This window comes from Wolbachia endosymbiont of Drosophila willistoni (genome assembly GCF_040084705.1).
Classification (GTDB): domain Bacteria; phylum Pseudomonadota; class Alphaproteobacteria; order Rickettsiales; family Anaplasmataceae; genus Wolbachia; species Wolbachia pipientis.
Genome location: NZ_CP157591.1, coordinates 1,201,784 through 1,225,242, shown reverse-complemented (window position 1 = coordinate 1,225,242; position 23,459 = coordinate 1,201,784). Strand labels below are relative to the sequence as shown.

Here is a 23,459-nt window from a genome sequence, read left to right as displayed (position 1 = left end):
CGGAAACAAGTAAAAGGCTATAATATCTGAAATTTTAGTACGGGGTAAAGATGAGAAAAAAGTATCCAACAGATCTAAGCGAAAGGGAATGGGCAAGAATAGAAAAACACTTCAGAGTATCATACAAGAAAGGAGGAAGGCTGCCAAAGTATAGCAAAAAAGAAATATTAGAAGCAATTTTCTATGTATTGCGTACAGGGTGTCAATGGCGGTATTTACCAAATGATTTTCCGCTATCGAAGACTGTGTATGAGCAGTTCAGGCAATGGAAGAAGCAGGGAATTTTTGAGAAAATGAATTATGAAATTACAAAATATAGTAGAAGAAAAATAGGAAGGAATGAGCAGCCGAGTGCCTGTATAGTAGATAGTCAATCTGTAAAGACTACAGAAAAGGGGGGATCAAAGGCTATGATGGAAGTAAAAAAGTAAAGGGTAGAAAAAGGCATATAATTACAGACACTCAGGGTTTTATACTAGGTTGTTACGTAGGCGCTGCTAACGAAAATGATAGAGATGGTATTAAAATAGCATTAAACAATATGAGAACAAAATATACTAAAGTTAAAAAAATGTGGGCTGACATGGGATACCAAGGAAGAAATTTAAAGAATCACATAAAGGAAGAATATGACATAGATATTGAAATTGTTAAAAGGCCTCCATGTAGATTTTGGGTGCACAAAGATACGCCACCTGAGCTACTACCAACAAGAGAACAAGGGTTTAAAGTACAGCCAAGAAGATGGGTTGTAGAAAGGACTTTTGCTTGGGTTAATAGGAATAGAAGGCTATCGAAGGAGTATGATTTACTCACAACATCCACTGAGAATTTCATATACCTAGCTATGAGTAGGGTTATGTTAAAGAGGGAATATGCTTGAATTTACTTGTTTCTGGACAACCTCTTATAGCTCTTTCCATAAAAGTCCGGATGTGATAGGATAAGGGTAGATGATGATAAGGAGGTTGAATGCCAGCAGCATATAGTTATGATTTAAGAAAAAAAGCAATGGAAGCGCTAGACGAAGGAGAAAGCAGAGAAACAGTGGCAGCAAGATTTAAGATTGGACGAACTACTTTATGGGAGTGGCAGCAAAGAAGAAAAGAAACAGGAGACTTTCAATCAAAAAAACTTGGAAATGGGGGTTACAATCACAAAATTACCGACTGGGATACCTTTGCCAAATTTGCCAGAGAACACGGAGGAAAGACTCTATCGGAAATGGCTAAACTTTGGAACAACGTTAGTATCCAAACGATCTATCGAGCCCTTAAAAAAATTGGATTTACGCGCAAAAAAAGACATATGGATACAAGGAAAGAAACGAAGAAAAACGTGCTGAATTTTTGAAAATTATAGCGACAAAAGAACCTAAAAACTTAGTGTATATAGATGAGTCTGGCATTGATAACACCGAACTACGGATATTGCCAGAAAGGACAGCGGTTTTATGCCTTAAAATCTGGAAAGAAAACTCAACGAATCAGTATGGTTGCAGCCTTAAGTGGAAGAAAGATAGTTGTTCCGTTAACCTTTGAAGGCCACTGTAATATGGATGTTTTTAATGGATGGTTTGAGCAATTTTTGACACCGATCTTGGAACCTGGACAGACTGACCTTACCCAGAAAAAGTGGAGAGAAAGAAAGGAGTTTTTTCGGGTAAAATAAAATTTTGGAGGATTAGAAATGGCAAGAGAATATACGGCAGAATTCAAATTGGAAGCTGTTAAACTGGCAAATGAACAAAGAAAGGCAGGTCAAACAATTACAAAAATAGCAAAGGATTTAGGAATAAAGGGTGGTTTATTAGGAAAATGGATAAAGAAACACAACGAAAAAAAGTCGGCAGCAGATGCATTTCCAGGTAGAGGTAACATGGCTCCTTACGACAAAGAGAGGTTTGATTTACAAAGAGAGTTAGCAAGAGTAACAAGGGAAAGAGACATTTAAAAAAAAGCCCTGGCCAGTCAAAAAGAGTAAAATATTTTTTTATAAAAGAGCATAGTAACTGCTATAAAGTACAGGAATTATGTAGGATTTTCTGCTAGTGGCTACTATAAGTGGACCACAAGAAAAATAAGCAGTAGAGAATCAGCAAATAAAGAGCTACTCGCAGCTATTCAAAAAATATATCAAGTTTCTAAATGTAGATATGGAGCTCCTAAAATTCATGCTGAATTGAAGGCTTTGGGTAAAAGTTGCAACTTAAAAACAGTGCAAAGTATTATGCAGAAAAATGGTATTCAGGCTATATTGAGAAGAAAATTTAAAATTAAGAAACAACAAACGGACAGTAGCTCCCAATATATTAGACCAAAACTTTATTGTCGATCAACCAAATAAAGTATGGGATTACTTATATAAAAACCAAAGAAGGATGGCTATATTTGGCAACAATAATCGATCTATATTCACGCATGGTAGTTAATGAGCAGTTCAATAAATAAACAATTGGTTATGGACTCTTTATTAATGGCCGTTAACAAGCGTAAACCTGCCAAAAATCTACTATTACATAGTGATCAAGGTTCACAATATACTTCGCAAGGTTATCAATATCTCTTATCCATAAAAAACATAGATGAGTTATAAAGGTTGTTGTTACGATAATTCTGTTGTGGAAAGCTTCTTCAGTTCTCTAAAAAGGGAGTTACCAATAGACACCTCTCGGCACTCTAAACAGCATATCAAAACTGCTATATTTGAATATATAGAAATTTTTTATAACAAACAACGTCACTATTAACTATTGCATTCCTGAGCATTTTGATTCATCATTCTCTTTGTGAAAAACATTCCAAACTTTCTCTCCACTTTTTCTGGGTAAGGTCTGTCAGCTACTTGGATGACAGGGGAGGGAGGTGCTACCCTGACAATCGTCATCCCGCTACGTGTTAGCGGGATCTAGAGATACCGCGAATGAATCGCGGTATGACGGTCTGCAGCGGTATGACGTAGGGCTGCACTAGCTATATCATGCATTTTATTAACCGACACTATAAACAATATCCTTACAATTATGAGATTGAACCACAACTTGCTCAAGCGTTAAGCTGCTGCGTTTAGCGTCTTTACTGTGATTTTCCCCAAGAACATTTGTTCTTTCTCGTTTTATTTCCTCAATGAATTTCCCATTAACATCTTTAGGATCAATCTCTTCTTCAGAATATATAAGGTTAGTGCAATTTGTTTTTCTATAATAATGCACGCCAAGACATATAATTGATAATGCAAGTATACCAGAACCTATAAGTAATGATAATCCTATGTTATTAGTCAAAGGGTTTTGGTAAAATTTTTGTACACCATTAACACCATGTGTTGCAAGTAGCCCTAGAGGAAACGCTATATTTGCAGCAACTACACCAGTAAATAATGCAGTAAATATTGGTCTGTCGTTAATTACTGATTTTATTTTATTAGTTCTAGTAATTACTTTTTCGTCAATGTTAGTGAAGCCTTGTTTAGCTTCCCAAGCATTAAGTACAAAATTTGAATGAGTGCCATTGCTATATTCCAGTCTTACAGATTTTATAGCTTTATCTTTTGGCTGGTGCTCCAACACCTCAGCTAAAATTTTATCCGCATCTTTTTTTTGAATGGAATGTTCTTCAGTATCTATAAATTGCCTTGTTGCAAAAAATATTGGACCAATTGCAAGCAATGCAGCAAGTGCGATAACTGGTATAGTGATATATTTTGGGCTGTTTGTAAAAAATGCAATAAATTTTGCTTTATCTTGTAAATATAATAAAGCTGCAGATATACTGAGTATAATAGCACTTGCAGTAAAAATTATAAAGCCCTTCTGCTGCATGGAATACTTTGCTCTTGGCAAGAATCTGTTTGTTTTTTTATTTGTTGTGCCACCTACATCAGAATTTAGTGACAAAGACTCTTCAGAGTCATCTGTCTTATATGATGGTGGAGAAGTTGAAGGTACATTGCTAAGTTTGTTACTTGATTCTCTGCTTAACCGTGTTAATGTTTTATCAAGATCATCAGGATCATCAAATACTGTCTCTTGAGAAGGGGATCTGCTTAGAGTTGAATTTTGTGGCACGTCAACATGAGTTTCTTCACCTTTTGTTTCTTCTAGGGAAGGAGGTGATACTTGAGTCTCAAGAGTTAACGGATCTCTTGAATTAGCATTGCTGTTTTTTTTCTCTTTAAATTCTTCCTCTAACAAAGCTTCTAAAGCTGTATTTTCATCATTTTTTTTCGGGGTACTTGTCCTAAGTGCTGGTATTGGTAAAATTCCTGGTGTTATCTCGCCATCTTCACTTATTGATGTGGAAGAAATTAATGTTACTGTTTGTTCTTCATTTACTGGTCCAGGCATATTCACTCCAAAATTAATTACTATGCTGCATTGATTACGCTATAGTTATTAAGATATAGTAAATACCAATTTACGGATAATTATTAGTATAGAAATTGTCTATCAAAGATTCTTTCATTCAGAGGGTAATCTTTGTCAAAAAGCAAAGTTATTGTGTTTTCGTGGTCTTTTTGTATTTTTATCTGTGATATATTATGAAACTCCTTGTAATCTGATACTACAAGTGCTGGACGGTTTTTTGTGTCGTTAATGTCAATTTGTACGATTGTATCGTTTGATATTAACGCTCCATTCCAATGCCTTGGGTAATAGCTATTGATAGAAGTGAGTGCAAGTAAATTTGAATTTAGCGGCAAGATTGGGCCACCGGCAGAGAAGTTGTATGCAGTGCTGCCTGTGGGGGTAGATAATATTACTCCGTCCCCTCTAAATTTTTCTACTTTTAGCTTATCATTAATAGTAATATTCATCTCTACTATTTGGTTCGCTTTTCTAAAAACGTATACTTCGTTTACTGCTATGTAATGATATCTCTTGCCACTTGTGTCTGTTGCTTCCATTTTTAGCAAAGTTAACTGAGTTGAAGTTGCATGCTCTATATGATCAATTAAATCTTCACTGCAGCTAAAGCATTTATTCATCAAAAACCCAACATTGCCAGTGTTTATCCCATACACATGCATGTTTTTATTTTCTATGACGTAATTGTGCAAAGTGCGTAGCATAAAGCCATCACCGCCAACAACTATCAATAGATCGATTTCGGACTTATTTTCTTCTGTTATATTGATAAAATTAAGTTTCTTTAATAGTTTAGATACTTCCCGCGATTTTGGTGATGGAGAAGCAACATAGCCTATATTTTTGTATTTATGCATGCTTCAGTAAACTCTCTAAAACTTAAAGAGGAGGAGAATTAGAAAATGCTTCCATATTTATCGTTAAACTTAGCTAATTTGCTAGTTTTACTTGCTAACCCGCTTGTCAAACTTCCAGTCCATGCAGGGTGAGTAAGAGGATCTCTATCAAGTTTTACCCTATCTCCCTCCTTTCCATAAGTGGAACGAGTTTCAAACTCTTGACCGTCTGTCATAACTATAATAATTTTATGATAATTCATTGTTGTTTATAAACTTTTAGTCAGCTAATATTCTAGTGAACTTAATTCACTAAGTCAATCATTATTCTAAAATATTGACAAAAAATAAATAAAGTAGTATATTTAATAAGGAATAAATAATAACTATCATGATTTTTGCTTTCCCCGGTCAGGGCTCTCAGTTTGTAGGAATGGGAAAGAGCTTATATAGTGAGTTTTCTGTTGCAAGACAAGTATTTAATGAAGTAGATAGCATATTGGATGGAAAGCTGTCTCATTTAATCTTCAACGGTCCTATTGAAGAATTAACCATTACAGAAAACGCTCAGCCAGCTATAATGGCAGTATCAATTGCAATGCTACGTGTTATGGAGCATGTGTTTGGCAAATCTCTTTTCACTGATCACAATGTTAAATATGTTTGTGGGCATTCAGTTGGCGAATATACAGCGCTGTGTGCTGCAGGAGCGTTAACGCTTGAGTCTGCAATCAAGCTGCTGAAAGTTCGCAGCGAAGCAATGCATGAAGCTTCACTGAAATGTAAAGGCGGAATGGTTGCGTTGCTTGGAGCAGAGATAAATGAAGTGGAAGATATATTGAAATCAGTTCAAATTGAAGGAATTTGTGAAATTGCAAACGATAACGGTGGCGGACAAGTGGTTATAAGTGGCACTAGAGAAGCTCTTGAAATGTTACCCGATTTATTCAAAAACTCGAGTGTGAGGAAACTAATTAAATTACAGGTTAGTGGGCCTTTTCATTCATCTCTTATGAAACCTGCTGATGAAAAAGTTTTGGAGTTTTTGAAGGGTATTAAAATAACCCGTCCTATAGTTCCTTTGATATCAAATGTTACAGCTAAAGAGGAGAGTGATCCCAAAGTTATAAAAACTTTACTCGCCAAGCAAGTTGTAAGCAGAGTGAAATGGAGAGAAATGGTTTTGTATATGTCAAGCCGTGGCATTAACAAATTTGTTGAAATTGGCCCTAATAAAGTTTTATCTAATTTGGTCAAAAGAATTGACCAATCTATCAGTACAAAAAATATAGATAGTATTGGTGATATTGACAGCTTCTTTAATGAATCATTAGTACTAACAGCGAAAAATTTAAAAGTTGGATTAAGTTAAAACACATCTATTTGATGTCATTCCGGTGCATAACGCTGCCTAGCTGGAATGACAGAGGGTAATGCAAGAAATCAACGAACTGCCTGTCATTTCGTTTGGTTTTTTAATTCCAAGTAGCTGTAAAATAGTAGGGGCAATGTCAGATAACCTTCCGTCTCTTAGTTTTAGATTATCGCAAGACACAATAAATGGCACTTTATTTAGAGTGTGTGCTGTATGAGGTGTATTATTTTCTTCATCGAACATACATTCCACGTTACCATGGTCTGCAGTAACAATTAATGCGGTGTTGCTTGACTTTTTAACAGCATTCAGCACTTTCGCAAGACAATCATCTACAGCTAGCACAGCTTTCTCGGCTGCTTTTATATTACCTGTATGCCCTACCATATCAGGATTAGCGTAATTTACAACTATCAGTGCGAATTCTTGGGAGTGAATTTTTTCTACAAGCTTTTCTGTGAGCTCGAAGGCTGACATTTCGGGCTGCAAATCGTAAGTTTGAACTTTTGGTGAGGGAATGAGTATTCTTTCTTCACCAGAGAAAGGTTCTTCTTTTCCACAATTGAAAAAGAAAGTCACATGAGCGTATTTCTCGGTTTCGGCGATACGTAATTGTCGTAATTTATTGTCTTCTATTGTTTGTCCTAGAGTATCAGCGAAAGAAGTAGGAGGAAAAATATAAGGAATTTTGAGATCTTCTTTATACTTCATCATACTTAAAATTGAAGAGAATTTTGCTACCTTAGCGTAATCTGTTTTGCCAAGCAAAATACTTGCTAATTGTATCATTCGATCAGCACGAAAGTTAGCCAACAGCACTCCATCTTCTGGTTTTATACCTTGATAATCACCTATTACTGCGGGCCTGATAAACTCATCAGTTATGTTATTTTGATAGTTATTCTCAATCAACGATACTGCATTATCATGACAAGGTGCCTTTGCAAATGCGATAGCCTCATAAGCTTCGATTGTTCTCTTCCACCTGTTGTCACGGTCCATAGCATAGTAACGCCCAGAAACAGTAGCAATTCTTGTGTCATTTCCCTTTATACTCTTTGTAAATTCTTGAATGCATTTTTTTCCTGAATTTGGCAATGTGTCTCTGCCATCTAAAAATGCATGTATCACCACTTTTATTCCATGCTGTGATATTTTATTTGCTAAAGTTGAAATATGCTTTTGATGCGAATGAACACCACCATCGGACACCAATCCCATTATATGGCATACTCCGTTCTTACTTTTTAGATCATTAATAAAACTTTGTAGATTTACATTGTTTTCTATTGTTCCAATCTCTTGATTAATGCGCTGAAGGCTTTGTATTACCACTCTACCACTGCCAATATTCATATGGCCAACTTCTGAGTTACCTATTTGACCACCAGGTAACCCCACATCAGCTCCACAGGCGGATAAACTGCATTTTGGATAATTAGAGCTAATATATTGCCAACAGGGTGGATTTGCGTTGCTGATAGCGTTGTATTTATTATTCTCTATTCCATTTCCCCAGCCATCTAGTATACATAAAACCACTGATTTAATGTTCATATAAAATCAACACTAGAATTTCACAGAGAAGAGCTCCCCGGGCCGGATTCGAACCAGCGACCAATTGGTTAACAGCCAACTGCTCTACCACTGAGCTACCGAGGAATAAACCGTTTTTAGTTTACCATGTTGAACGTTGGTTGTAAACGTTTTTTGTGTAGACTTTAAGTCCAACTGACCCATAGAAACAAAAAAACTTACTTGACAAACTCCGCCAGCCCTCTTATCATGAGGCTGAAGCTATTGTATTTGCTTTCGCCAATCTGCAGATTAAAAGGTAAGGATTACTTAATGTATCGGCGTCTTATGTTCAATTTTTTGCAGTGTATAGATACTGTATGTCTTTACAAAACTTCATCTACATCTAGATTTTTATCTAAATAAGCTGAACGCGCCTATAAAGCGTTACAAGACATCAAAAAATGCCAATACTCGACAGAGATAGTAAAAGACTAGCTAACTCGGGGATTCTTTGTCTTTTTTTCTGCTTAGTAAATTTCTTAAACATTTGCAGCGTAGGTTAGTTGCAATTAAAAGCGGCTGAATCTCGCTTGTCAAGCGTTTAAAACATAAAAAACGCCAATATTTTAAAGCGGATAATAACCTCAGGGCTTCTTTTGCCTTTTTTTTCATTTAGTAAATTTCTTAACGTTTGTAGCTAAACAACAACCGTCATCCCGCTGCTTGTTAGCGGCTGAGATACCGCGAATGAATCGCGGTATGACGGTTCGCAGAGGCATGACGGTTCGTGGCAGCACGATAAGCTCGTCATCCCGCTACGTGTTAGCGGGATCTCTTGTTAGCGCCGCGGCGGTATATTTGTCATCCCGCTAGCGGGATCTATGTTGAGAGATACCGCGAATGAATCGCGGTATGACGGTTTGTGGCGGTATGACGATAAGACACAAAGCCTAATGGAAAAAACTGCGAACGCCAGTGAAAAACATAGCAATTTTATTTTCATTTGCAGCTTTTATCACATCTTGATCTTTCAGCGAGCCGCCGGGCTGAATTATAGCTGTAATCTCATGTTTTGCACTTTCTACTATGCTATCTGGGAATGGAAAAAATGCATCTGAAGCAAGCACTGCACCTTTACATTTTTCACCTGCTTTTTTCACTGCAATGTTCACACTATCTATTCTGCTTGTTTGCCCTGCACCGATGCCAATAGCACAACCATCTTTTGCTATAACTATTGCGTTGGATTTCACATGCTTACATATTTTCCAGGCAAAAATAAGATCTTTTTTTTCTTTGTCTGTTGCAGTGCATTCTGTTACTTGTTCTGCTTTTATTGTGTGGTCATTATTTTCTTGCACCAAAAACCCACCAACAACATTTTTAGTTTGGTATTTCACATTTTGTTGAAAAGATTTATGAATAATCACTCTTAAATTTTTCTTTCTTTGTAAAATTTTTAGTGCCTCATTGTTTACCGATGGTGCTATCACTACTTCCAAAAATATCTCGTTTAATTTTTCTGCTAGCTTTAAATCTATCTCCCGGTTTAAGGCAACTATACCACCAAAACTGCTTACTTCATCGCACGATAGAGCTTTTTCATATGCCTCCAAAGCATTATTACCAATAGCAGCGCCACATGGGTTATTATGCTTGATTATCACTGCTGCAGGTTCTTCGAATTCAGAAGTTATGTTAAGTGCGGATTCTATATCTACTATATTATTATAACTCAACTCTTTTCCATGTAGTTTTTCCAACGGATATTCTGTAAATTGATTACTATAAAATGCAGCTTTTTGATGGGGATTTTCACCATACCTGAGTTCTTGTACTTTATGCCCGTATAGAGCAAAAAACTCTGGTAACTCATTATTTTTACTCTGGGATAAAAACCAACTGTGAATATTAGAATCGTAGTGTGCAGTGAGAGCAAATGCTTTGGTTGCTAAGTGTTTTCTATATTCCAATGTTGTTTTATTGTTATTTTCTATCATCTCAGCTTTCAGTGCTTCATAGTCTTGAATGCTAGAAATAACTGAAGTAAAACGAAAGTTTTTTGCTGCAGCTCTAATTAACGCCACTCCGCCGATATCAATTTGTTCTATAATTTGCTCTTCATTTGAGCCGCTACTTACTGTCTCCCAAAATGGGTATAGGTTAGTTATAAGCAGTTCTATTGGCTCAATACCTAGATTTTGTATTTCCGTTTTGTGTTTTTCTCTATTGCAAAGTATGCCTCCATGAATTTTAGGGTGTAAAGTTTTTACTCTACCACCCAGTATCTCTGGAAATTGTGTGTAATCTGAGACCTCTTGTGTTTTTATTCCTGCACTAGATAGCACTTTATAAGTATTGCCCGTTGAAAGAATTTCTATTTGTTGCTGCGTTAAAAACGATGCAAGATCAATTATATTCGTTTTATCGTATACTGATATTAAAGCTCTTTTTATTTTCATTTTTATATGGAAAGTTTTTTAAGATTATATCTAAGAAAAGGAAATTTAGCTATTACATTTCTACACTAATTTAAAGCAGCCTATTCTATAAATTTTTTTACCATGCTTGATTTCAAGCCACGAATAAAATCTTCAATACTGCAAGGATTTCTCCCTTCCATTTGTACAACTTTAGGAATTAAAGTGCCACCTTTTAAACTTATGTGCATATTATCGTTAACAATCTTACCTTGTTCTGAAGCGAGAGCTTCAAAGTCAGCATCAAGTATCCTGATACGTTTATTTTCTATCTTAATGAATGCTTTTGGGTAAAACGCTTTAACTTTTCTATAAGCAACTTCACAAGCATCACTTGCATAAATTTTATAGTCTTCCACTTTGTCAGCGTAACATGCATCGTTATCGTTCTGTTTTAAGGGAAGCTGTTTTTCAATTTCGTTTAGCACTTTCAGCAGTAAATCACTGCCTAGCTTAGATAATTTATCATGCAATGTCTTGTAATTATCGTTCTTTTCGATAAGAAATTTTTCCTGTTTTAAAATAGTGCCGGAATCTAATCCTTCATCCAATTGCATAATGCTAACCCCGGTTTCTTGATCTCCTGCTAAAATTGTGTGCTGTATCGGGGCTGCACCACGCCACCTTGGTAGTAATGAAGGATGAATATTAATACAACCATATTTAGGAATATTCAAAATTTCTCTTGGAAGTATCAATCCATACGCGGCAACAACCGCAACGTCTGGCTTGAAATTTCTAAATTTTTCTTGCTCTGCCGAGAACTTTAGAGAGATAGGAGTACATACCTCTATGTTACTTTCTTCAGCGATAACATGTACTGGAGATTTCGTTGGCTTCTGTCCACGCCCCGAAGGTCTTGGAGCCTTGGTGTATACTGCCACCACTTCGCTCTTTGATTTCAGTAACAAGCTCAGAGAATTAACAGCAAATCCTGGTGATCCCATGAAAATAATTCTCATGGTGTTTTTGCTTTAAGAATTCTCCGCTAATTTACCACTTACAGTTTCTACTAATTTGGCAAAATCATCCTTATAATTAACTGCCATCTCAGCAAGAATTTTTCTATTTAAATCAATGCCGGCAAGTGTAAGACCATGCATAAACCTACCATAAGTAAGCCCATGCTCTCTTGCTGCTGCATTAATACGTATTATCCATAAGCTACGGAAATCACGTTTACGGGTTCTTCTGTCTCTGTAAGCATATTGCAGTGCTTTTTCAACTCTTTGTAATGCAATTCTATAACAGCTTTTTGCACGCCCTCTATAACCCTTTGCCAGTTTCAATATTTTTTTATGACGAGCGTGAGTAGTGACTCCACGTTTTACCCGAGCCATTTTATTTTACCTCCATTTTGTTAAATACCGTAAGGCATATGAAGCTTAACTATACGCGAGTCAGATTTACCAAGAATCGTTGTACCGCGCTGATTACGAATATTAGATTTACTTCTCTTTACCATGCCATGCCTTTTGCCTGACTGAGTAGAAATAACTTTACCCTTAGCTGTAAGGTGAAAGCGCTTTTTCACAGAAGATTTGGTTTTTAATTTTATTTTCTTCATATTCCAAATAAATTTACAAGCACTACTATTGAGTTCTTTAATAGTAATTAAGCATTAGTATAAATAATTTTATTAAAGAATCAAATTAAAATTGTATATTAAAGGAGTTTAAAAGTAATTACGCCCAATATGTGTGTTATACCTTCTTTATTCCCAAGTGGCAACAATACTTGCCTCATTTTAACACTTTCACTTTCTTCCTCTTCATTGATCGGGCATTTACTCTCTATTACAGTATCAAGTTTATCAATAACTGCATCTATTTTATATAGTCGCAAAAATGGTGCATCAATTGCATACTTATTATCAATGCGCGTCTTTTTCTCAAAACCATAGAATTCAACAGCCTTTTCTCCTGCATTTTCACAAATATAACCTTGATCCTTGACTTCAATGACAAAACAATGCTGCCATGATTCCATTATTTCTGCAGTGTCTATTTCATGCCTTTCTGGCCAATCTCTGTCTGATCCTTTTATGTCATTCCAGTGTTGAGTCACCACATTTGCTATTCTTTTTTCTTTGCCTACATAAATTTCCATTCCAATTTCCACATATAAAACACAGATATGAGGTAAATTTATCGTGAATATATTGATTTTTTCTTACCACAAGGTGCATGTCACTAGAAGTTCTGAGATCTAGAGAGTGGTATTGATTTTATTTCCATTACAACTTATTATTTATAGATAACCTCAATAAAAACGATGAAGCTAAACGAAATCAGAGAAAGATTTATAAAATTTTTTGTAAATAATGACCACGAGCAGGTTTCTTCTTCTCCTTTGATTCCAGAACATGACCCAACGCTCATGTTCACAAATGCTGGTATGGTGCAGTTTAAAAATATTTTTACTGGTGCTCAAAAAACTGAAATGAAACGTGCTGTCTCAAGTCAAAAGTGCCTAAGAGCAGGCGGTAAACACAATGATCTGGAAAATGTTGGCTATACAACTCGGCATCACACATTTTTTGAAATGCTCGGAAATTTTAGCTTCGGTGATTACTTTAAGGAAACTGCGATAGAATTTGCGTGGGAATTTATCACTAAAGAGTTATCTCTTGATAAAAACAGACTATCCATAACCGTCTACCATACTGATGATGAGGCGTACGAGATTTGGCGTAAGATAAGTGGCTTTTCAAGTGATAAAATCATAAGAATTACAACGGATGATAACTTTTGGAGTATGGGAAGCACTGGTCCGTGCGGTCCATGTTCTGAAATTTTTTATGACCATGGGAGTCCTAATTTACAAGAGGGCGATAGAATTGTTGAAATCTGGAATCTGGTATTCATGGAGTTTAACAAAGATGAAGAAGGTAATTTACACAAATTGCCAAAAAAATGCATCGATACTGGAATGGGCCTTGAAAGAATAGCGGCTGTTATGCAAAACGTCCATGATAACTATGATATTGATCTATTTTCTGCTCTGATAAGTAAATCACAAGAGTACTGTGGAAGAACGGAAAATAAAATAGCGCATAAGATCATAGCAGATCATCTTCGCGCGGCTGCATTTCTCATCGCAGAAGGAGTGCTTCCTGGAAATGAGGGCAGGAATTACGTATTACGCAGATTAATTAGGAGAGCCACACGTTATATTCACCTGCTTGGATATAATGATTCCCTACTCCATCGTATTTTTCCAGTGTTGATAGATAGCACGAGTTCGGCTTATATGGGAGCTGAATTAGTCAGAGCTAAAAGCTTAATAGAAACGACGTTAAAATCAGAGGAAGAAAACTTTAAAGACACTTTGATGAAAGGTATCAATCTCCTGGAGAAATTCACTACAGATTTAAAATCGGGCGATACTTTGCCTGGAGAATCAGCGTTTAAGCTATATGACACCTACGGATTTCCTTTGGATATTACACTTGATATTTTAAAAGAGAAAAAAATAAATTTTGACCAGAAGGGTTTTGATGATGCAATGGGAGAACAAAAAGAGAGAGCACGTGCTAAATGGGCTGGATCTGGTGAAAAATCTGTTGAGCAAGTATGGTTTGATTTGATCAATAAATTTGGCAAAACAAAATTTGTTGGTTATGAGTTCAATGAAGTAAGTGATGCGAAAATACTAGCTATAGTTTCCTCTAAAAATGAAGTAATTGATTCTGCAAAGGAGGGAGAAAAGATAACCATTATACTTGATAAAACACCTTTTTATGGCGAGTCAGGTGGACAAGTGGGAGATACTGGCAGTCTGATCAAATCTGATAGAAGTATTATTATAGTCGAGAATACCAATAAGGTTAATGACCTATATTTGCACAGATGCATAGTTAAGTTCGGTTCAATTTGTAAAGGTAACACAGTTGCAGCAAGCATTGACAAGGAAAGAAGGCAAACCTTAAGAAGAAATCATTCAGCTACACATCTTCTGCACTTTACACTCAGAAAAATTCTAGGTGATCATGTCACTCAAAAAGGTTCCCTAGTTGCACCAGATAGACTGAGATTCGACTTCAGCCATAACACTCAAATGACTCAAGATCAGTTGTTTTGGGTAGAGGATATGGTAAACTCTCTAATCAGAGAAAATCTTTCCGCATCTACAAAAATTCAAAGCATGAATCAGGCAATAGACGAAGGAGCTATGGCGTTATTCGGTGAAAAATATGGCAACCAAGTAAGAGTAGTGAAGATTGGAGATTCAAGGGAACTGTGTGGTGGCACACACGTTGAACATACTGGAGAAATTGGTTTGTTTAAGATAGTAACAGAGAGTTCTGTTGCTTTTGGAGTGAGGAGAATTGAAGCTTTAACTGGTCAGGAAGCAATCAATTATGTACGTGATAATGAAATTAACTTAAAAAAAGTTGCAGAATTCGTAAAAGCGCCAGTGAGTGAAATAACAAGCAGATTAAGTATTTTAAGTCAAGAACACAAAAAATCCGAAACCAAAATAAAAAACCTATATAAAAAGCTTGTGAGTGCAGAGAATATAAAAAGCACCGAAATAAATGGAATAAATTTTATAAGCCACACTTTCACTGATATTCCAGCAAATGTAATAAGAGAGTTTGTTTTGCAGCAACAAAAACCAAAAACGGTAATAGCTTTTACGGCAACAGAAAAAGATAAAACAGTCTTGATTATTAAAGTAAGTAAAGACTTAATCAATAAGATTAGCGCAAAAGAACTAATATCCATAGCAGTTAAAAAGAACTGTGGTGGGAATGCTGAACTTGCACAAACAGGCTGTGATAGCAATAAAATAGATGATGCCATTACAGCCATTTATAGCAAAATAACAGCTTCTAAGCACTCTACGTCATACCACCACGAACCGTCATACCGCCGCGGCGCTAACAAGCAGCGGGATACTTAACCATCGTCTACACCGTCATACCGCGATTCATTCGCGGTATCTCTTAGCCGCTAACAAGAGATCCCGCTAACAAGCAGCGGGATGACGAATTACTATGCCGCCGCGAACCGTCATACCGTTGCAAACCGTCATACCGCGATTCATTCGCGGTATCTCTTAGCATAGATCCCGCTAACAGGTAGCGGGATGACGGTTGTCAGGCTAGCTGTCATCCAAGTAGCTCGACTACTTGGATCCAGGAAAAAGAATGGTGTCATGAAAGTAGCTGACACTGATTCCTTTATGATGGTGTCATCCCAGTGCCCAGACACTGGGATCCAGGAAACTTAATTGCAAGTAATGCATTGGATTTGGTGAGTATGGGTTTTGCGTTATAGAATGAAGCACTTTTGGTGAATTTATAAAGAAAGCTGGATCCCAGTGTCAAGCACTGGGATGACAAGGTATAAACCTTATCTTCATGCCGCCGCGAACCGTCATACCGCGATTCATTCGCGGTATCTCAGCCGCTAACGAGAGATCCCGCTAACAAGTAGCGGGATGACGGTTGTCGTTCAGCCGCAAACATTAAGAAATTTACCAAATGAAAAAAAAGGCAAAAGAAGCCCCGTGGTTATTATCCGCTTTAAAATATTGGCGTTTTTTATGTTTTAAACGCTTGACAAGCGAAGTTCAGCTGCTTTTAATTGCAACTAACTTATGCTGCAAACGTTTAAGAAATTTACTAAGCAGAAAAAAAGACAAAGAATCCCCGAGTTAGCTAGTCTTTTACTATCTCTGTCGAGTATTGGCATTTTTTGATGTCTTGTAACGCTTTATAAGCGCGTTCAGCTTATTTAGATAAAAATCTAGATGTAGATGAAGTTTTGTAAAGACATACAGTATCTATATACTGCAAAAAATTGAACATAAGACGCCGATACATTAAGTAATCCTTACCTTTTAATCTGCAGATTGGCGAAAGCAAATACAATAGCTTCAGTTTCATGATAAGGGGGCTAGCGGAGTTTGTCAAGGAATTCTTATTAAAACTAAAGAGCTCAAATGAAAGGAGGTAAACTCTAAAGTATACATTTAGTAGCGCTTTCTATGAGAGAAATCGTATTACCTATTCCGTAAAGCTTTATGAAAGATCCCATTCTTGGACCGGTTTTTTGGCCAAGTAACGTTTCATATAATAGCTGAAACCAGTCACGTAAGTTGGTGTAATCATATTTTTTTCCAATAGAAAATACCTGAGATTGAATTTCTTCAGCAGTAGCAGTTGTAGATAGAGAATGTAAAGTGTCCTTCAAATCTAGTAACGCTGCTTTTTCTTTTTCATTTGGAGTTTTATATGATTTTGTTGGCTTGATAAAATCGTGATAATACTTTACTGCAAAGTCTGAAAGTCTATCAAGCATTTTATTATTTTCTGGTGTAACGTTTGGTGCATAAGAGGATATAAAACCCCATAGGATCTCTTTGTTTTCAGCATTACAAGCTGCTGCTAGGTTTAAAAGTAGTGAGAAATTTATGCCTGAAGTTTCTATACTGGGAACATTGCCCTGGTGAATGTGCCAAGCAGGATTATTTATATCCTTTTCTTTGTTCTCATGATAACGCTTTACAAATTCTAAATATTCATCAGTTGATTTTGGTATCACATCAAAATATAAACGTTTAGCTTTTTTAGGACTCTGAAAAATGTACAATGCTAAGCTCTCTGTTGGTGCGTAAGTTAGCCACTCTTCAATTGAAATGCCATTTCCTTTTGATTTTGATATTTTCTTTCCTTCTTTATCAAGGAAAAGCTCGTAGCAAAACAGAAGTGGTGGCTTTTCTCCAAGTATTTCACATATTTGACTTGAAAGCACAGCAGATGGAGTTAAATCTTTTCCGTGAGCTTCGTAATTTACTCCAAATGCGGCCCACCTCATTCCCCAATCAGGTTTCCATTGCAGTTTACATTTTCCTTTTGTCACTGGAACTTCTATTTTTTCCCCGTTTGGGTCTTCATATGTGATTGTTCCTTTCTCTGTATTTGTTTCAATTACTGGAACTTGTAAAACTTGAGAAGTTTTTGGGCATATTGGCAAGAATGGACTATAAGTCTGCTGTCTTTCTTCCCGAAATGATGGAAGCATTACGTCCATCACTTTATCATAATTTTTCAGTAAGAGTAAAAGTTTTTCATCGTAAACGCCAGATTTATAACACTCTGTTGCACTCCTGAACTCGTATTCAAATTCAAACATATCAAGAAATTTACACAACAATGAATTCATATGATGACCATAACTCTGATGAGTGCCAAATGGATCAGGTATCATAGTCAATGGTTTATTTAAGTGCTCTCTTAGCATCTCTTGATTTGGCACATTATCTGGTATTTTTCGCAAACCATCCATATCATCTGAAACTGCAATGATTTTGGTTTTTATACCAGGAGCTATTTTTTTTAATGCATTTACAATAACTGTAGTGCGGAAAACCTCTCCAAAGGTTCCTATGTGGGGTAAACCAGAGGGTCCATAACCAGTTTCAAATATTATTTCTTTTTTATTAGGAAACTCTTGCAATATTTTTTCTGCTTCTTGAAATGGCCAATTTGTCATTATCGGGATTAAATAATGCATCTTAACTTAAAGTGCTACTAGTTTCAATGGATTTTTAATATAATGATATAGTATTAGTGTTAGAGCTATTATTAGAAGGTTAAAGATATGTCCACAGGTAGTATACAAACAGATCAATTATTTAAAGGTCTTACAAGACCTGCAATGCTCTTTGGTGTGAGTTATATGTTTGCAATATTAAACGTCCTGATTTGCATGCTAATTTTCATTAATTCAAATGATTTAAGAGTGATTCTCTTAATGTTACCAGGTATACATGGACTTGGTTATATAGCTTCTGCAAAAGAACCGTTGTTTATTGAATTATTTATGGTAAAATTGGGAAAGTGCTCGAAATGTTTAAATCGTTTTTACCATGGAGTCAATTCTTATGATATTGCTTAACGTTGTGTGATGCTGAGGTTTAGGGCTATTCAATCAAAGAATAAATCTACTCTGAACAGGGAAGTTCACGCTGCTGAATTTATTCCTTATTCTTGCTATTGGAATAGCACAACCTTGATGACAAAAGAAAATTGGTTGGTTAAGGTTATAAAATTAAGTGGTTTTGCATTTGAAACTGCCGATGACGAGGATTTAGTCATACAGAACAACATCAGGAATCAGATGCTAAGAAGCATTTCATCTCCGGCATTTAGTTTGTATTTTCATACTATCAGACGTAAGAAAAATATTTTTTCTGATGAATTTGCAAGTCAAGGTTTGCCGAATTTTTTCGCTAATCACGTAAATCTAAAATGGAGAGAAAAACACGCAACAAGGCAATCATTTGTTAATGACCTATACATTACGATTATCCGTAGAGCGGACACAAAAGGAGTAGAATTTTTGTCACATCTACTAAAAAAATTCGGACATGTAACTTCAAAACATGCTTGGGAAAGTGATATACGTGCCACGTATGAAGATTTAGAGGAAACGACAAATCGTGTAGTGACAAGCCTTAGAAATTATTCGCCTAAAATTCTTGGAGTAAAAGAAACTCCAGATGGTTTGTTCTGCGAAATAATGGAGTTTCTATCTAGAATCGTAAATTGTGGATTCGTTACAAATACGCTTTTTCCGCTAAGAACTGAAATATCAAGGTACTTACCAGTACATAGGTTATTCTTTGGCCGTAAGATGATACAGGTTGTGACTCATAATGAGAGTAAATATGCTGGAATAATTAGTATCAAAGAATATGGAAATCATACTTCTGCAGGAATGCTTGATTCGTTTTTACAACTTCCTTACGAGTTTATAATTACGCAATCTTTTCAATTTATAAACAGGCAAATGGCGATTGGAAAAATGCAGATACAGCAAAATCGAATGATACAGTCTGCAGATAAAGCTATTTCTCAAATAGCAGAAATTTCTCAAGCGCTTGATGACGCAATGAGTGGTAAGATTGCGTTTGGTCAACATCACCTGACTATTTTATGTATAGAAAAAAGTCCTAAATCATTGGATAACGCTCTGTCGTTGGTAGAATCAGAGCTTTCTAATTGCGGTGTTTACCCTATACGTGAGAGAGTTAACCTTGAACCAGCATTTTGGGCGCAAATTCCTGGTAATTTCGATTATATAGTGAGAAAAGCTACAATAAGTAGTCTTAATTTGGCTGGATTTGCATCTCAACATAATTATCCTACTGGTAATAAATTCAATAACCACTGGGGAGATGCCGTTACAGTTTTTGACACGACATCTGGTACTCCATTTTTTTTCAACTTTCATATAAGGGATGTTGGACACACTATGATAATTGGCCCAACTGGTGCTGGTAAAACTGTTTTAATGAATTTCCTGTGTGCCCAAGCGATGAAGTTTTCTCCAAGGATATTCTTTTTTGATAAAGATCGCGGTGCAGAGATTTTCTTAAGAGCACTTAGTGGTATCTATACTGTAATAGAACCAAGAACTAAAACAAATTTTAATCCTTTACAACTTGATGATACCTCTGATAATAGAACATTTTTAATGGAGTGGATAAAGTCTTTAATTTCGGTATATAATGATAAATTTACTTCAGAAGATATTGCACGAATTAATGATGCAATTGAAGGAAATTTTAAATTAAGAAAAGAAGACAGATTCTTGAGAAACCTCGTACCGTTTTTAGGGCTTGCAGGTCCTGATACTCTAGCTGGGGCAATATCTATGTGGCATGATAATGGTTCTCATGCTGCAATATTTGACAATAAAGAAGATTTGCTAGATTTTTCACGAGCAAGAGTATTTGGTTTTGAGATGGCTAGCTTGCTCAAAGATCCTGTTGCTCTTGGACCGGTCTTGATTTATTTATTTCATAGGATTAGTATATCTCTTGATGGCACTCCATCTATTATCGTTCTTGATGAGGCATGGGCGTTAATAGATAACCCAGTTTTTGCACCCAAGATAAAAGACTGGTTGAAGGTACTGAGAAAACTAAATGCTTTTGTGATTTTTGCTACTCAGAGTGTTGAGGATGCAAGTAAAAGTACTATTAGCGATACGCTTGTACAACAAACAGCGACACAGATTTTTTTACCAAATCTGAAAGCTACTAGTGTCTATCGGGATGTTTTTATGTTAACTGAACGTGAATATATATTAATTAAGCACACAGATCCGAGTACTAGATTCTTTTTGGTGAAACAAGGAGTCAATGCTGTAGTAGCTAGAATAGACTTAAAAGGCCTGGATGATATAATCAACGTATTATCCGGACGTGCAGAAAGTGTTCTATTGTTACACGATATATTAAATGAAGTTGGGGACAACCCAAAAGTATGGTTGCCTATATTTTATCAGAAGGTAAAAAATGTTTAAGACTAAGCTGTCATTGCTATTAATTGCGATATTTTTACTAAATATAGACTTTTTACTCTCATATCCAGTGCTTGCAGATGGAGTAAGTGGTACTGACAAGACAGAATTTGTTAGCAGATTTAATTCCACTGGCAGTTTTAGTCGTGCCTCTAATCCTGATTGTGGAGCGTTTAAAACAGCTGCAGCACTTGCTGGAATAGCGATTGCTGTTGGCGCAATATTTACTGGCATTGTTTTGATCGTTTCTTCTGCTGGTTTGTTTACCGCTCTTGTTATTGTTGGAATGATAGCTGCAATTGTTGGAGTCTGGAAAGCGATAGGAGGGCTTGTTGTTTGTGAACATAGTTTTGTTAAACACCCAGTTGCACGTGATCATGATGGAAAATACAAAAATTTTAAATTAGAAGACACAGGTTATAGTGGCTGCACCAATGAAAATTACCAAACAGAAGAGGAATATTTTTCTTGTTTGCAAAATAAAGCTCGGGAAGACGTGAACAAAAAAGATTATGACGGGAAAAGAGCAGAAAAAGAAGCCTTAAATTCTAACGTTCAGGAGAGTACAGAGAGTTATTACTGGCCAAAAAATGGTGTGCAATACAGTGAATATATAGAAGTATGTCATCGAAACCCTTTAACTTTTGGTAATCTTTTTAATAAGGTAGACTTTAATTCCAGAGGAAAACCTGGATACATAGACTTTGATGTCAGGGAGAAAGACACTGGATACGTAGATGGGTCATGGTCCTCGAAGGTTGATGGTGGTCTGGAATGTAGAGTTCTCAAAGCAGGACAGAGCGAACCCATACATGGAGCTACATTCAAAGCAGTGAGAAAAACGGGCAGATTATGTGTGGAGTTAGCCAGTGTTAGCATGCTTGGTATCGAAATGACTCCTTGGCCGCAAGGGGTTGATATGGGGTGCACGGAATTGCCACCTGACCCACTTGCTCCTATGTGTGAAAAATCTGTGATGATATTCAAAAATAAAGATGGTACAGGAGAGGAAAAAGTTCCTATTGGTAATAATGATGACTATAAAACTATTATCAGATCTAAAGAAAAAAGACTCAACGGACAAGGGGGGAAAATTTTTGTAGGTTATGATAATGCTGGCTGTTTTAGCTCGTATGTTTCTGAAGCTTGTTATAACCAGGCAGGGAGTAAATCATTAGCTCCTATTCCCGTAACTTCTATGATAGTGCAATGCATTAAGGAATCGTTAGATAATTTAGTTGCAGGTAAAGGTGCACCAAATGGTGAGAGTTTTATATCTGTAGCACAGAAAAGGCTGAAAAACACTGTAACTGCTGTTTTAGTTTTAGCTTTAATACTGTTCTCTATAAAAGCCATGTCTGGTGGAGTTCAGAGGCCTCAAGAAATGTATATGTTGATCATAAAATTCGCTTTAGTGATTTACTTCACAACAGGCAGTACCATGTCTCATTATTATGGAGAATTAACTCGTCTCTCAAATGGTTTGTCAGAGATAGTGCTAAAAGCATCATCTGAAAGTAAAGGCATATGTAATTATAAAGCAGGTACAGATTATGAATATACTCGTGCAGGAAAGAGGGTATCTTACAGTTATCTTGCACCTTGGGATAGGCTTGATTGTAGAATTTTATTTTATTTAGGTGCCCCTTTAGATGGAATTGGTGGCAAAATTGGTACTGGAGGTGTTGCAACGTTAGCAGTCTTGCTTGGTGCTGCTCCTGTCTTATTAGTTGCAGGTTCGGTAATCGGTATTATTTTTGCTGGTGGACAAATTTTAGTAGCTCTTGTCTGTATATTTATGGCCGTTCTGATGATGATGGTTATTTTGTGGCTGTGCTATGTATTTATTTTATCTCTAGTTGCTTTAAGTGTAATCATCATTTTATCACCTTTGTTCATTCCTATGGTTTTATTCCAACACACCAAAGGATATTTTGAAGGCTGGGTGAAAGAGTTGATTACCTATAGCTTATACCCGGTTATCCTTTTTGCGTTTTTGTCCTTTATGTTCATAGCATGTGATAAAATCTATTTTAAAAATTTAAATTTTGAACTGGACGAGTCATATAAAAATGAACAACCGGACAAGTCATATGAAAAGAAACAAGCAGAAATCTCATATAGTAAGAAAAAACAGTGGTTTAAATTGAAAGATGGGGAATGTGATAAAAATGAAACTACTCTTGCATGTATGATGCAAAATTATAGCTTTAAAAAGAGCAGCATACTTGGTCTATTCGACTTTACATACATGGAGTTTGGCAGCTCTCTCATCGGAGAATTATTAAAATTGTGTTTAGTATTATTCCTCTTTTACCACTTTTTAAACATTCTTCCTGGCATGGCTGCTGAACTTGCTGGTAACCATAGAGCAGCACTTGGCTCAGGTCAGACACCTGGACAAATAGTGGGCAAAGCTTTATCTGCTGCCAAAGCTGCTGCTGGGGGTGTTGCTGGAGTTGCTGGTGCTGCTGCTAAGAAGTTGAGTGGTGGAGACAAGAGTAAATCTCGAGGTTCTGGTTCTAGTAGCTCCGAGAGTGTTAACAAAAGCACTGAATGAGT

At 36.3% G+C, this 23,459-nt stretch carries 24 protein-coding genes and 1 tRNA gene; 13 read left to right on the top strand and 12 right to left on the bottom strand.

The window, feature by feature from the left end; all coding sequences use genetic code 11:
- The first annotated feature begins 50 nt into the window (after positions 1–50).
- From ABL518_RS06280 to ABL518_RS06260, 7 genes are all read left to right on the top strand, one after another.
- Positions 51–883 (top strand): IS5-like element ISWpi1 family transposase gene (locus ABL518_RS06280; protein WP_095742620.1). Its coding sequence is split into 2 segments (ribosomal slippage): positions 51–420 and positions 420–883, totalling 834 coding nucleotides; the frame shifts between segments, so codons are not numbered across the junction.
- 89 nt (positions 884–972) lie between these two features.
- On the top strand, positions 973–1,353 hold the full coding sequence (locus ABL518_RS06275) for a helix-turn-helix domain-containing protein (protein ID WP_007549224.1): 381 nt from the start codon (positions 973–975) through the stop codon (positions 1,351–1,353).
- Between the two features lie 42 nt (positions 1,354–1,395).
- A complete protein-coding gene (locus ABL518_RS06270) occupies positions 1,396–1,671 on the top strand; it encodes a transposase (RefSeq protein WP_010082387.1) in 276 nt (91 codons plus the stop codon).
- Between the two features lie 18 nt (positions 1,672–1,689).
- A complete protein-coding gene (locus tag ABL518_RS06265; protein ID WP_010082386.1) occupies positions 1,690–1,953 on the top strand; it encodes a transposase in 264 nt (87 codons plus the stop codon).
- Between the two features lie 51 nt (positions 1,954–2,004).
- Positions 2,005–2,346: an IS3 family transposase gene (locus tag ABL518_RS06635; RefSeq protein WP_081420820.1), complete on the top strand. Its 342-nt coding sequence runs from the start codon at positions 2,005–2,007 to the stop codon at positions 2,344–2,346.
- Between the two features lie 84 nt (positions 2,347–2,430).
- Positions 2,431–2,595 carry a DDE-type integrase/transposase/recombinase gene (locus tag ABL518_RS06630; protein ID WP_156768648.1) on the top strand — a complete coding sequence of 55 codons (165 nt, stop codon included), beginning with the start codon at positions 2,431–2,433 and terminating at the stop codon, positions 2,593–2,595.
- Positions 2,585–2,749 (top strand): IS3 family transposase, encoded by a 165-nt coding sequence (locus ABL518_RS06260; protein WP_080717620.1) that lies wholly within the window; start codon positions 2,585–2,587, stop codon positions 2,747–2,749. The genes ABL518_RS06630 and ABL518_RS06260 overlap by 11 nt, the downstream gene beginning before the upstream one ends.
- Here ABL518_RS06260 and ABL518_RS06255 read toward each other — a convergent pair.
- The 4 genes from ABL518_RS06255 to rpmE form a co-directional block, all read right to left on the bottom strand.
- Complete coding sequence (locus ABL518_RS06255) at positions 2,746–2,886, bottom strand: hypothetical protein (protein ID WP_215409485.1); 141 nt, start codon at positions 2,884–2,886, stop codon at positions 2,746–2,748. The genes ABL518_RS06260 and ABL518_RS06255 overlap by 4 nt on opposite strands.
- 103 nt (positions 2,887–2,989) lie before the next feature.
- Complete coding sequence (locus ABL518_RS06250) at positions 2,990–4,345, bottom strand: hypothetical protein (protein WP_070356931.1); 1,356 nt, start codon at positions 4,343–4,345, stop codon at positions 2,990–2,992.
- 83 nt (positions 4,346–4,428) lie between these two features.
- Entirely contained in the window at positions 4,429–5,223 is a 795-nt protein-coding gene (locus ABL518_RS06245) for an NAD kinase (RefSeq protein WP_010082410.1), read from the bottom strand.
- Between the two features lie 38 nt (positions 5,224–5,261).
- The gene (rpmE, locus tag ABL518_RS06240) at positions 5,262–5,465 is read right to left on the bottom strand and encodes a 50S ribosomal protein L31 (protein WP_007548602.1); all 204 of its coding nucleotides are present in this window, start codon (positions 5,463–5,465) and stop codon (positions 5,262–5,264) included.
- A gap of 128 nt (positions 5,466–5,593) precedes the next feature.
- Between rpmE and fabD the strand changes: the two genes are divergently transcribed.
- Positions 5,594–6,574, top strand: coding sequence for an ACP S-malonyltransferase (fabD, locus tag ABL518_RS06235; protein ID WP_348994376.1), 981 nt, complete (start codon positions 5,594–5,596; stop codon positions 6,572–6,574).
- Between the two features lie 39 nt (positions 6,575–6,613).
- On the opposite strand, the gene gpmI is transcribed toward fabD, so the two are convergent.
- The 7 genes from gpmI to ABL518_RS06200 all read right to left on the bottom strand — a co-directional run bounded on the left by gpmI (position 6,614) and on the right by ABL518_RS06200 (position 12,684).
- Positions 6,614–8,134, bottom strand: coding sequence for a 2,3-bisphosphoglycerate-independent phosphoglycerate mutase (gene gpmI / locus ABL518_RS06230; protein ID WP_010082408.1), 1,521 nt, complete (start codon positions 8,132–8,134; stop codon positions 6,614–6,616).
- A 33-nt stretch (positions 8,135–8,167) separates the two neighbouring features.
- Positions 8,168–8,239 (bottom strand) — tRNA-Asn (locus ABL518_RS06225).
- Between the two features lie 806 nt (positions 8,240–9,045).
- Positions 9,046–10,557: a bifunctional phosphoribosylaminoimidazolecarboxamide formyltransferase/IMP cyclohydrolase gene (gene purH, locus ABL518_RS06220; protein WP_010082407.1), complete on the bottom strand. Its 1,512-nt coding sequence runs from the start codon at positions 10,555–10,557 to the stop codon at positions 9,046–9,048.
- Positions 10,558–10,637: 80 nt separating this feature from the next.
- Positions 10,638–11,537 carry a methionyl-tRNA formyltransferase gene (fmt, locus tag ABL518_RS06215; RefSeq protein ID WP_095742767.1) on the bottom strand — a complete coding sequence of 300 codons (900 nt, stop codon included), beginning with the start codon at positions 11,535–11,537 and terminating at the stop codon, positions 10,638–10,640.
- A 12-nt stretch (positions 11,538–11,549) separates the two neighbouring features.
- A complete protein-coding gene (rplT, locus tag ABL518_RS06210; RefSeq protein ID WP_006279340.1) occupies positions 11,550–11,915 on the bottom strand; it encodes a 50S ribosomal protein L20 in 366 nt (121 codons plus the stop codon).
- Between the two features lie 20 nt (positions 11,916–11,935).
- A complete protein-coding gene (rpmI, locus tag ABL518_RS06205; RefSeq protein ID WP_007548610.1) occupies positions 11,936–12,142 on the bottom strand; it encodes a 50S ribosomal protein L35 in 207 nt (68 codons plus the stop codon).
- Between the two features lie 98 nt (positions 12,143–12,240).
- On the bottom strand, positions 12,241–12,684 hold the full coding sequence (locus tag ABL518_RS06200; protein ID WP_010962890.1) for a PAS domain-containing protein: 444 nt from the start codon (positions 12,682–12,684) through the stop codon (positions 12,241–12,243).
- A 165-nt stretch (positions 12,685–12,849) separates the two neighbouring features.
- Here ABL518_RS06200 and alaS point away from each other — a divergent pair, with 165 nt between their 5' ends.
- Together alaS and ABL518_RS06190 are read left to right on the top strand one after the other, a co-directional pair.
- Positions 12,850–15,483 carry an alanine--tRNA ligase gene (alaS, locus tag ABL518_RS06195; RefSeq protein ID WP_010082404.1) on the top strand — a complete coding sequence of 878 codons (2,634 nt, stop codon included), beginning with the start codon at positions 12,850–12,852 and terminating at the stop codon, positions 15,481–15,483.
- 186 nt (positions 15,484–15,669) lie between these two features.
- Positions 15,670–15,813 (top strand): hypothetical protein, encoded by a 144-nt coding sequence (locus tag ABL518_RS06190; protein ID WP_153801319.1) that lies wholly within the window; start codon positions 15,670–15,672, stop codon positions 15,811–15,813.
- A 731-nt stretch (positions 15,814–16,544) separates the two neighbouring features.
- Here ABL518_RS06190 and ABL518_RS06180 read toward each other — a convergent pair.
- A complete protein-coding gene (locus tag ABL518_RS06180) occupies positions 16,545–18,080 on the bottom strand; it encodes a lysine--tRNA ligase (RefSeq protein WP_010082403.1) in 1,536 nt (511 codons plus the stop codon).
- A gap of 108 nt (positions 18,081–18,188) precedes the next feature.
- Here ABL518_RS06180 and ABL518_RS06175 point away from each other — a divergent pair, with 108 nt between their 5' ends.
- From ABL518_RS06175 to ABL518_RS06165, 3 genes are read left to right on the top strand one after another with little or no spacing between them, the layout of a single operon-like run.
- Positions 18,189–18,485 (top strand): type IV secretion system protein VirB3, encoded by a 297-nt coding sequence (locus tag ABL518_RS06175; RefSeq protein WP_010082402.1) that lies wholly within the window; start codon positions 18,189–18,191, stop codon positions 18,483–18,485.
- A gap of 9 nt (positions 18,486–18,494) precedes the next feature.
- Positions 18,495–20,900 (top strand): VirB4 family type IV secretion/conjugal transfer ATPase, encoded by a 2,406-nt coding sequence (locus ABL518_RS06170; protein WP_095742766.1) that lies wholly within the window; start codon positions 18,495–18,497, stop codon positions 20,898–20,900.
- The gene (locus ABL518_RS06165) at positions 20,893–23,457 is read left to right on the top strand and encodes a type IV secretion system protein (RefSeq protein WP_010082423.1); all 2,565 of its coding nucleotides are present in this window, start codon (positions 20,893–20,895) and stop codon (positions 23,455–23,457) included. Before ABL518_RS06170 ends, ABL518_RS06165 begins: the two co-directional genes overlap by 8 nt.
- Positions 23,458–23,459: the final 2 nt, after the last annotated feature.

Coding starts and splice junctions, on each gene's coding strand:
- ABL518_RS06275 (WP_007549224.1), top strand. CDS start 973: ATGCCAGCAGCATATAGTTATGATTTAAGAAAAAAAGCAATGGAAGCG.
- ABL518_RS06270 (WP_010082387.1), top strand. CDS start 1,396: ATGAGTCTGGCATTGATAACACCGAACTACGGATATTGCCAGAAAGGA.
- ABL518_RS06265 (WP_010082386.1), top strand. CDS start 1,690: ATGGCAAGAGAATATACGGCAGAATTCAAATTGGAAGCTGTTAAACTG.
- ABL518_RS06630 (WP_156768648.1), top strand. CDS start 2,431: ATGAGCAGTTCAATAAATAAACAATTGGTTATGGACTCTTTATTAATG.
- ABL518_RS06260 (WP_080717620.1), top strand. CDS start 2,585: ATGAGTTATAAAGGTTGTTGTTACGATAATTCTGTTGTGGAAAGCTTC.
- ABL518_RS06255 (WP_215409485.1), bottom strand. CDS start 2,886: ATGACGATTGTCAGGGTAGCACCTCCCTCCCCTGTCATCCAAGTAGCT.
- ABL518_RS06250 (WP_070356931.1), bottom strand. CDS start 4,345: ATGCCTGGACCAGTAAATGAAGAACAAACAGTAACATTAATTTCTTCC.
- ABL518_RS06245 (WP_010082410.1), bottom strand. CDS start 5,223: ATGCATAAATACAAAAATATAGGCTATGTTGCTTCTCCATCACCAAAA.
- rpmE (WP_007548602.1), bottom strand. CDS start 5,465: ATGAATTATCATAAAATTATTATAGTTATGACAGACGGTCAAGAGTTT.
- fabD (WP_348994376.1), top strand. CDS start 5,594: ATGATTTTTGCTTTCCCCGGTCAGGGCTCTCAGTTTGTAGGAATGGGA.
- gpmI (WP_010082408.1), bottom strand. CDS start 8,134: ATGAACATTAAATCAGTGGTTTTATGTATACTAGATGGCTGGGGAAAT.
- purH (WP_010082407.1), bottom strand. CDS start 10,557: ATGAAAATAAAAAGAGCTTTAATATCAGTATACGATAAAACGAATATA.
- fmt (WP_095742767.1), bottom strand. CDS start 11,537: ATGAGAATTATTTTCATGGGATCACCAGGATTTGCTGTTAATTCTCTG.
- rplT (WP_006279340.1), bottom strand. CDS start 11,915: ATGGCTCGGGTAAAACGTGGAGTCACTACTCACGCTCGTCATAAAAAA.
- rpmI (WP_007548610.1), bottom strand. CDS start 12,142: ATGAAGAAAATAAAATTAAAAACCAAATCTTCTGTGAAAAAGCGCTTT.
- ABL518_RS06200 (WP_010962890.1), bottom strand. CDS start 12,684: ATGGAAATTTATGTAGGCAAAGAAAAAAGAATAGCAAATGTGGTGACT.
- alaS (WP_010082404.1), top strand. CDS start 12,850: ATGAAGCTAAACGAAATCAGAGAAAGATTTATAAAATTTTTTGTAAAT.
- ABL518_RS06190 (WP_153801319.1), top strand. CDS start 15,670: ATGACGGTTGTCAGGCTAGCTGTCATCCAAGTAGCTCGACTACTTGGA.
- ABL518_RS06180 (WP_010082403.1), bottom strand. CDS start 18,080: ATGACAAATTGGCCATTTCAAGAAGCAGAAAAAATATTGCAAGAGTTT.
- ABL518_RS06175 (WP_010082402.1), top strand. CDS start 18,189: ATGTCCACAGGTAGTATACAAACAGATCAATTATTTAAAGGTCTTACA.
- ABL518_RS06170 (WP_095742766.1), top strand. CDS start 18,495: ATGCTGAGGTTTAGGGCTATTCAATCAAAGAATAAATCTACTCTGAAC.
- ABL518_RS06165 (WP_010082423.1), top strand. CDS start 20,893: ATGTTTAAGACTAAGCTGTCATTGCTATTAATTGCGATATTTTTACTA.